This is a genomic window from Candidatus Nitrosotalea sp. FS (assembly GCF_011319475.1).
Taxonomy (GTDB): Archaea; Thermoproteota; Nitrososphaeria; order Nitrososphaerales; family Nitrosopumilaceae; genus Nitrosotalea.
In genome coordinates, this window is record NZ_RCMC01000017.1 from 1 (window position 1) to 7,524 (window position 7,524).

7 protein-coding genes and 6 pseudogenes are annotated in these 7,524 nt (G+C 39.1%); 6 read left to right on the forward strand and 7 right to left on the reverse strand.

What is annotated here, in order from left to right; translation table 11 throughout:
• From pyrG (DYY66_RS13490) to DYY66_RS13500, 3 pseudogenes are all read left to right on the forward strand, one after another.
• A pseudogene (gene pyrG / locus DYY66_RS13490) lies at positions 1 to 275 on the forward strand (CTP synthetase); the annotation flags it as partial.
• Position 276: 1 nt separating this feature from the next.
• Positions 277 to 822: pseudogene (gene pyrG, locus DYY66_RS13495) on the forward strand (CTP synthetase); the annotation flags it as partial.
• Between the two features lies 1 nt (position 823).
• Positions 824 to 1,316 (forward strand): annotated as a pseudogene (locus DYY66_RS13500) (gamma-glutamyl-gamma-aminobutyrate hydrolase family protein); the annotation flags it as partial.
• Between the two features lie 3 nt (positions 1,317 to 1,319).
• Here DYY66_RS13500 and DYY66_RS00395 read toward each other — a convergent pair.
• From DYY66_RS00395 to DYY66_RS00405, 4 genes and pseudogenes are all read right to left on the reverse strand, one after another.
• The coding region (locus DYY66_RS00395) for a helix-turn-helix domain-containing protein (protein WP_166285241.1) at positions 1,320 to 1,782 on the reverse strand (463 nt) is incomplete at its 5' end.
• Between the two features lies 1 nt (position 1,783).
• A pseudogene (locus tag DYY66_RS15470) lies at positions 1,784 to 2,012 on the reverse strand (hypothetical protein); the annotation flags it as partial.
• Position 2,013: 1 nt separating this feature from the next.
• Positions 2,014 to 2,490: pseudogene (locus tag DYY66_RS12790) on the reverse strand (NAD(+)/NADH kinase); the annotation flags it as partial.
• A gap of 31 nt (positions 2,491 to 2,521) precedes the next feature.
• On the reverse strand, positions 2,522 to 3,397 hold the full coding sequence (locus DYY66_RS00405; RefSeq protein ID WP_166285233.1) for a PfkB family carbohydrate kinase: 876 nt from the start codon (positions 3,395 to 3,397) through the stop codon (positions 2,522 to 2,524).
• A gap of 317 nt (positions 3,398 to 3,714) precedes the next feature.
• On the opposite strand from DYY66_RS00405, the gene DYY66_RS00410 reads away from it, so the two are divergent.
• Positions 3,715 to 4,002 (forward strand): 30S ribosomal protein S26e, encoded by a 288-nt coding sequence (locus DYY66_RS00410; RefSeq protein ID WP_101010282.1) that lies wholly within the window; start codon positions 3,715 to 3,717, stop codon positions 4,000 to 4,002.
• A 1-nt stretch (position 4,003) separates the two neighbouring features.
• Here the strand turns inward: DYY66_RS00410 and DYY66_RS00415 are convergent, their stop codons facing one another.
• The gene (locus tag DYY66_RS00415; RefSeq protein WP_166285235.1) at positions 4,004 to 4,576 is read right to left on the reverse strand and encodes a CDP-alcohol phosphatidyltransferase family protein; all 573 of its coding nucleotides are present in this window, start codon (positions 4,574 to 4,576) and stop codon (positions 4,004 to 4,006) included.
• A 124-nt stretch (positions 4,577 to 4,700) separates the two neighbouring features.
• On the opposite strand from DYY66_RS00415, the gene DYY66_RS00420 reads away from it, so the two are divergent.
• A complete protein-coding gene (locus tag DYY66_RS00420) occupies positions 4,701 to 4,913 on the forward strand; it encodes a hypothetical protein (protein WP_166285237.1) in 213 nt (70 codons plus the stop codon).
• A gap of 145 nt (positions 4,914 to 5,058) precedes the next feature.
• Here DYY66_RS00420 and DYY66_RS13505 read toward each other — a convergent pair whose 3' ends face one another.
• Positions 5,059 to 5,547 carry a deoxyhypusine synthase family protein gene (locus DYY66_RS13505; RefSeq protein ID WP_394352512.1) on the reverse strand — a complete coding sequence of 163 codons (489 nt, stop codon included), beginning with the start codon at positions 5,545 to 5,547 and terminating at the stop codon, positions 5,059 to 5,061.
• 22 nt (positions 5,548 to 5,569) lie between these two features.
• A pseudogene (locus DYY66_RS13510) lies at positions 5,570 to 6,046 on the reverse strand (deoxyhypusine synthase family protein); the annotation flags it as partial.
• A gap of 386 nt (positions 6,047 to 6,432) precedes the next feature.
• On the opposite strand from DYY66_RS13510, the gene DYY66_RS00430 reads away from it, so the two are divergent.
• The coding region (locus tag DYY66_RS00430; protein WP_166285239.1) for a M3 family metallopeptidase at positions 6,433 to 7,524 on the forward strand (1,092 nt) is incomplete at its 3' end.

Below are 7,524 nucleotides of genomic sequence, written 5' to 3' on the forward strand. Positions count from 1 at the left end.
AATTTACTCTAGTGTCATAGATTCGGAAAGGCGAGGAGAATATCTAGGAGCTTGTGTTCAGATAATCCCCCATGTTACAGATGAGATCAAAGATAGAATACGAAAGATAGTAAAAAGTGAAAATCTTGACATGCTTGTAATAGAGTGTGGTGGAACTGTAGGAGACATTGAGAGTCTGCCATTTCTTGAAGCGCTAAGACAGATGAGGCTCGAGGAAGGGCCAGAGAATGTTATTTTTATTCACGTCACACTTGCACCATCCCTTGATGTAGTAGNGCCAGAGAATGTGATCTTTGTACATGTCACACTTGCACCATCCCTTGATGTAGTAGGCGAACAAAAGACAAAGCCAACACAGCACAGTGTTCAGGAACTACGAAGAATCGGTATCCAGCCAGATTTACTGGCAGTGAGATGCACAAGACCACTTGAAAGAGCAGCAAGAAAGAAGATTTCATTATTTTCAAACGTCTCAGAACGTGACGTATTTTCATGTCATGATGCAGAATCAATTCTTTTGGTACCACAGATGCTGTATGACCAAGGCATCATAGATGTAATATTCAAAAAGTTTGGCAAAGTTGGACTTGTAAATACATCAACAAATTGGGACAAGTGGAATGCAATCATAAATTCATTTCAAAATACAAGAGAATCAGTAAGAATTGCAATGATTGGAAAATATGTCAAGCTTGCAGATAGTTATGTAAGTGTAAATCATGCACTACAACATGCAGGAGCTAAAATCGGGAAAAATGTCATGATAGACTGGATTGACTCTGAAGAACTCAACGGAGATTTGAACAAACTTGCAGCATACAANCTATGCAAGAGAGAAAAACATACCTTATCTTGGAATCTGTTTTGGTTTTCAGCTAGCTGCAGTGGCATTTGGTAGACATGTCTGTGGTTTGGCAAATGCAAACTCTACAGAGATTGCACCAAGTACAGAAAACCCAATAATCGACTTACTGCCAGAGCAAAAGACAGTTGAAAACATGGGAGGCTCGCTGCGTTTAGGATCACATGAAATTACCGTAGAAGAAAACACAATGGCATTCAAACTTTACAAATCCACAAAGATTCACAAAAGACACAGACACAGATTTGAGTTCAACCAAAAATACTTGGAACTATTTTCTTCAAAGGGCATGAAGTTTTCAGGATACAGTGATAGCAAAAAGCGCATGGAAGTGTTGGAGATTCCAAATCACAAGTTCTATCTCGGAGTACAATACCACCCAGAATTTAGCAGCAGACCTGGATACCCAGAAGAATCCTTTGAGGCATTCATAAGAGCGTCTGCCAACGCCTAGGCATTACTTTGGAATTTCGTAGATTCTTTGTCTAGTGTCACGCAATGAGACTCTTCTTTTGACATAACCCTTCTCAAGTAGGTGACTTAATGCAAGTCTTACAGTCCTATCAGGAAGTAGTGTCTTTTCAGCCAGTTCCTTTTGAGTAAGAGAGCCCTCGTATTCCAATGTTTTTAGCAACAACTTGGAGCTTGGTGGCATGTTGAGTAGCTCGTCTGCAAGCTTTACTTTTTTAGCCAGAGCCGAAACTGTAGTAGAATCTTTTTTCATTCGGATAACATTTGCAGGTTGTGGAAATTTTGTACAGATTACAGTCTTGTCTACTTTGAACCTGTCTTTTCCGTCAATTACAACCTCACATCGGAGGCTAGATGAAATGTCATCAATTTCAATAAGGGCATCTTCTGGAACAATAAGAGGACGTCTGGTATTATCAAGTGAGTTTACAGATACAATGCAAAAGACCNAGGGCATCTTCTGGGACGATAAGAGGACGTCGAGTATTATCAAGTGAGTTTACAGATACAATGCAAAAGACCTTTGAGTTTTGATATATTGCAGGACCACCTGCAGACATGGAATATGCAGAAGAGCCAATGGGTGTTGACACTATCAAACCATCGCTACTGTCATGCCACAGCTCTTCTCCGTTTATGCGCAAGACATGCTCTAACAGTATGGCACTCTTTGAGGAAANACCAATAGGTGTTGAGACTATCAAACCATCGCTGCTGTCATGCCACAGCTCTTCTCCGTTTATACGCAAGACATGCTCTAACAGTATGGCACTCTTTGAGGAAAATATCGCAACATCATTTAATGCAGGATAGATTTGTTTTCCATCAATTTTTACGCCAACTCGTGGTAAGGCTTCAATTGAGAAATCACCTTTTTTTAGACGGTTAAGATAAATCGGAAATTGTTTAAGATCAGTCTGGGCTAAAAATCCGCTAGATTCGTATTCGTTTATTCCAAGAACTGGAATTGTGGAATTTTCAACGTTATGAAAATATTTTCTAACTCCTCGGTCTCCTCCAGTCACTATTACATAGTCAATGTCTTTTCCAAGAGATTTTTTTCCAAGATTGATGGTTTCTATCCCATGGCTTTCAAGTGATTGTTTTATGGATTTTACAGTCTGCTCTTGGTCTTGACTATAGATTGCAACCTTCACAATTTAGATTCTATTTTCACACAATAAAAGCTTAGACACTTGAGAACTGCATCAAATTGTAAAGATATGCGGCATTTCTCTCAGTATCCCCTCCTACCGGAACCTTGTCAAGACCGGTGGCACGTGTCTCAAGGGCAGCTTGTGCCGCACCAACTGCAAAGCAGATTGCCCATATCGGGTCTTTTTCTTTCAGGTAAGAGCAGGTAAAAGATGCACAGAAGATATCACCAACCCCCGTAGTGTCACCAATTTTCATATTTGGAATTTTCAAGTGATACATTCTGTCTTTGACAAGCATTGTGATATCTTGCTTGTTAGTATAAAGAACATGCTTGACACCTTTTTTTTGTAATGCTACCATCGCTTCTTTTTCTCTTAGCCCTGTAAGGTAAAACGCCTCATCAGGGTCTGTCTTGAGTGCAGTTATTTTGGACAGGTCCATCATAGTTTTTTCAAAAAATATTTTATTGTCACTTGCTACACGGCGGAGATATCCTTGTGGATCAAGCAATGTAAAATCAAAATTTTCTTTTATTTCATCCAGTGTGTCTTCAGATACTTCATCAAAGACTGGACTTACTATTGCGCCATCTGCATCAGACTTTATTGATTCAATGGGATCACATCTTGTTTTAAGATAGAGTTCACGCTCTGTTCCAGAGATATTAAGCAAGAATCTAGTGGTTGGTTTTTCAGATATAGAACTCTGCGAAAGAAAGATTCCTTTTTTTTCAAGCGAGGATTTGAATGAAAAATCTACACCTGCTTTTGTGTGAAGGTCAATTTCAAATTTCATGTTTTTTGCAGTCAGACCACAATAGCATGCAGGACCTCCAGCTGTAGTAGTTACAGTACCATTTTGTGATATTTCATCTATTGTACAATGTGAAAAAATTGCAATCTTCATTTGATTTCATGCCGGTACCTTTCCATTTAGTCCTTTTTCTGACTCTTTAGGCAGGTCTGGCAGATTGTTTTGCCTTTATCCAGTGTTATCTCAACATTTGAGCTCAGGCATACATGACACAAGCCACGCATATTCCGATCTGAAATTATATCGAATTTAAATTTTAACAAATGTTCAAACCATTGATCGGTACAATGATTGTTTTGTATAATCTGGAAAACGTACCATCAAAGCAAGAATTTGTGGTCCAGAGCACAAATTTAACAAAAACAAGACCCGTCAAATATCGTTATAAAGAGGCTCCATACAGGTAAAACATGCCACTAAAGCGTGCAAGTCGTGGACGAAAGAAGGGAGGAAAGGGTTCCTCTGATCGTATCCAGTGTACAAACTGTGGTGCTACAGTCCCACGAGACAAGGCAAAGAAGGTAACATCAAGACTAAACTTGGTAGAGCACACTTTGGCAAAGGAATTAAGAGCTCAAGGCGCATACATTGCAGCACCAACCGTACTCAAATGGTACTGTATTTCATGTGCAATACACTTTGGAATCCTAAAAATCAGATCAGCAGATTCAAGACGCCAAACTGGCAGACTACGATAATCTAGTCTTTTATTCCGCGAGATGTTGCAATTATTCTCTGAACAAATGTAATTCCAGCAATTATTGCGACAATTACCACAGCATAATTTAGAAAACCAATCATTCCAATTATTGCAATTACAAGCAATCTTTCTGCACGCTCACCAATGCCAATACCCTGGAGCTGTACGCCAAGAGATTCTGCTCGTGCCCTGGTGTAACTTACAAGTAATGATAACCCTATTGCCAACAGTACCAGATAGCCTTGTTGATATCCACCAATTAGAATTCCTAGAAATATTGCAACTTCAGCAATCTTGTCAAAGACAGAATCAAGAAATGCACCTTTTTTAGATGTCTTTCCAGTGATGCGTGCAACTTGTCCATCAACAATGTCAAAGAATCCCGAAACAAGCAACAGGATACCACCTAAGATGAAAGAATAATCCAGATGAATTGCATAAACTATTGCAGATGCAAATGCAAAGCCCAGTCCTATTGCAGTCCAGAAATTTGCAGACAATCCTGTTGCAGCAAAAACTTTGCCAATGTTTTGCAAGGTAGGCTTGAGGCCTTCTCTAAAGTTGTTAAGCATCTGATACCAGCCACATATCTAACAATAATTTATACCATGTATCTATGAGCATGTCTGACAAACTTTCTTGTGCTTTTAACAAAAAATCAAAAAATCTGATATAATAGTGCGTTTTAGAACTCTCATGGGCCTCATATCAAAAGGTGCAAAATGTAGTGTCACAGGATGCGATAATGACGGTGTACGATCCCTTACAGCCTCAAAGGTAGAAGGAACCGGAGTGGGCATTCCTAATGGTTTGAAAAAGGCGATTCTTTGCAAAGAACACTACAAAGAGTGGAAAAAGGCAACAAAGGACGACCGAGACACAGAAAAAGCAAGATTCAGTCGATTCTAAATAGACAATAAAATACATCACTTGATTTTCTTTTATTAGATTTTAGAAATTTTCAGTCTAACGCTTTTTGTTAAAGTATGCCTTGGACAGGTCTTCATAATACTTGGGCAGTTTCTTGTACAGCCTCTTTGGCTTTCTTGGTTTTTCATTGCTTAGTGCATAAAGGCAGAGTTATTGGAAATGCGATGGTTGCATCAGTGTATACCATTATCACATCTTCATGAGCATCCTTTACCTTGCCCCAACTCTTTCCTTCTTGCAGTGTTGCACCAGAAAGACCACCAGTGTCTGGTCGTGCATCAGTAATTTGAATAATGTAATTTTGTCCTCCATGACCTAAACCAAGTATTTGATCTAGTAGTGGACCTGTTTGCTGTGCAGTATTTTTTGGCACACCTCCGCCCAATTCCAATATTCCAGACTTTTTGGAATTGTACAAAATTGCTGCCTGTTCTATTATCTCTCGTACAAAGTCAAGACTGTGTATCTTGTTTTCAAGTCGTAGAGGTGCCAAGTCTAATGCAAGTGACGAGTCCTTCAAGGTGGACACATAGACTGGAACATCATAGTCATATGCAGTTACAACAAAACTGCGTTCTGGATTTTTAGAATGTTGTTTAGAGTATTTTCCCATTGCGTTACAGAATNTTACAGAATTCAGCTGTTGTAAATGGTTTGTCAAGCAAATTCTTTGTAAACATTTTTTGGACAATCTTGTCTTCTGCCTTGAGGGTTTCATCACCTTTGATGTAGACATCCCTGATTCGTACAATGTCTTTTTCATAGAGTACCATGTCATCCACCTCAAAGTGCCCTTGCTTTACAGGCAGATTCCACGCAAAATGGTCCTCATGGTATACGTTTGCGCCAGTTGAGACTATCCAGTCAACAAAGCCGCGCTCTATCAAGGATTTGAACAGGCCTCCGAATCCAACAGGTGTCATTGCACCTGCCACGGTAAGGCATATTGTAGCATCATCTTCAATCATTTTACAGTATAACTTGGCAGCATCTCCAAGTTGCCTGGCATTATAGCCAGTACTTGAGAAAATATCTACCAGATCATCAATACCCATGTTGGGTTTTATCTTCAGGTGAGGAATGTCTTTTCCCTTAAAATTGTGATGGTCCACGAACGACTAACTTATTTTTGGGCTAAATAAACACTTGCAGGATTTTACGTAGAATAAGATTTGATATAACATGGAGACAAAAAAGTAGAAAATCTATTCTGGAATTTCTACTTCTCTTGCATCATGTCGGGAGATTTCTTTATGCATAACAACATGAGACTTTTCCTTGAAAGTCAGGTTACATCTATAACAATGCCATGCTGTCATGCTCATGCAAGTAATATTATAATTTTCATATTTAAGACGTGTGCACAAATTGTTCATATCAATCATACTAGACAATTTTCTGAAGAATTATTCTATTTCAAATCAATACTTGGTACCACAAAACCAAGACAGTTGATTTCCACATAGTATTTTAAGAAGAAACCAGAAGTTGGAGTCGGATGCAAGTTTTCAAGGAGGAAAAATGGGATCTAAGCGAACTTGTAAAGGATCCCGAGTCGTCACACTTTGAAAAACGCCTAAAAATCATACAAAACAATGTCAAAAACTTTGAGAAGAACAAAAAGATACTCAAGTCTACCATATCTGAGAAGAAATTCATGTCAATGCTTCACACATTAGAAGACATTACCGATGAATTTGGCAGAGTTTCAGGCTATGCATCATTAGAATATTCATCAGACACCCAGTCAGACAAGGCAACATCACTAGTTTCAAGGATGAGAAAGTTAGGGGCTCAGCTTGAAAACCAGACCCTGTTTTTTGACCAATGGTGGAAAAAGCAGATTGATGAGAAAAATGCCCAGAGACTGATGAAGTCATCAGGAGAGTTGCACGAGTTTTTAAGATACAAGCGCCTACTTGCCAAATATTCTCTTACAGAACCAGAAGAAAGGATAATCAACACGCTAGATGTCACAGGGCATTCTGCCCTTGTCAAAATCTATGACAAGATAACAAATGCGTTTGTTTTTGAGGTAAAAATTGACGGCAAGACAAAAAGATACAACAGAGAAGAATTATCAGTCCTGATTCGAAGCCCCAAGCCAAAGACAAGAGAGATTGCATACAAAGCATTATTGTCCGAGTTTGACAAGAACAAGGGTGTCCTTGGAGAGATTTATCAAAACATAGTTTCAAACTGGAAAGACGAATGCATCCAGATACGCGGATACTCGTCTCCAATATCAGTTAGAAACATTGGAAATGACACTGACGACAAGACAGTTGACGCATTGTTGTCTGTCTGCAAGAAAAACTCGGATACGTTTCGCAAGTTCTTTTTGCAAAAGGCTCGCATACTAAAGATGAAAAAACTGAGACGATATGACATTTATGCACCGATTCAAAAAAGAGAGGAAAAAAAATACAATTATGACAAGGCAGTAAAACTTGTTCTGGATACACTAAATGATTTCAGCCCTCAGCTAGGCGAATACGCAAAAAGAGTCTTTGTCCAAAGACATGTGGATTCTACCATCCGGCCAGGAAAAAGAAGCGGGGCATTTTGCAGTACCATATCCCCCAAGATA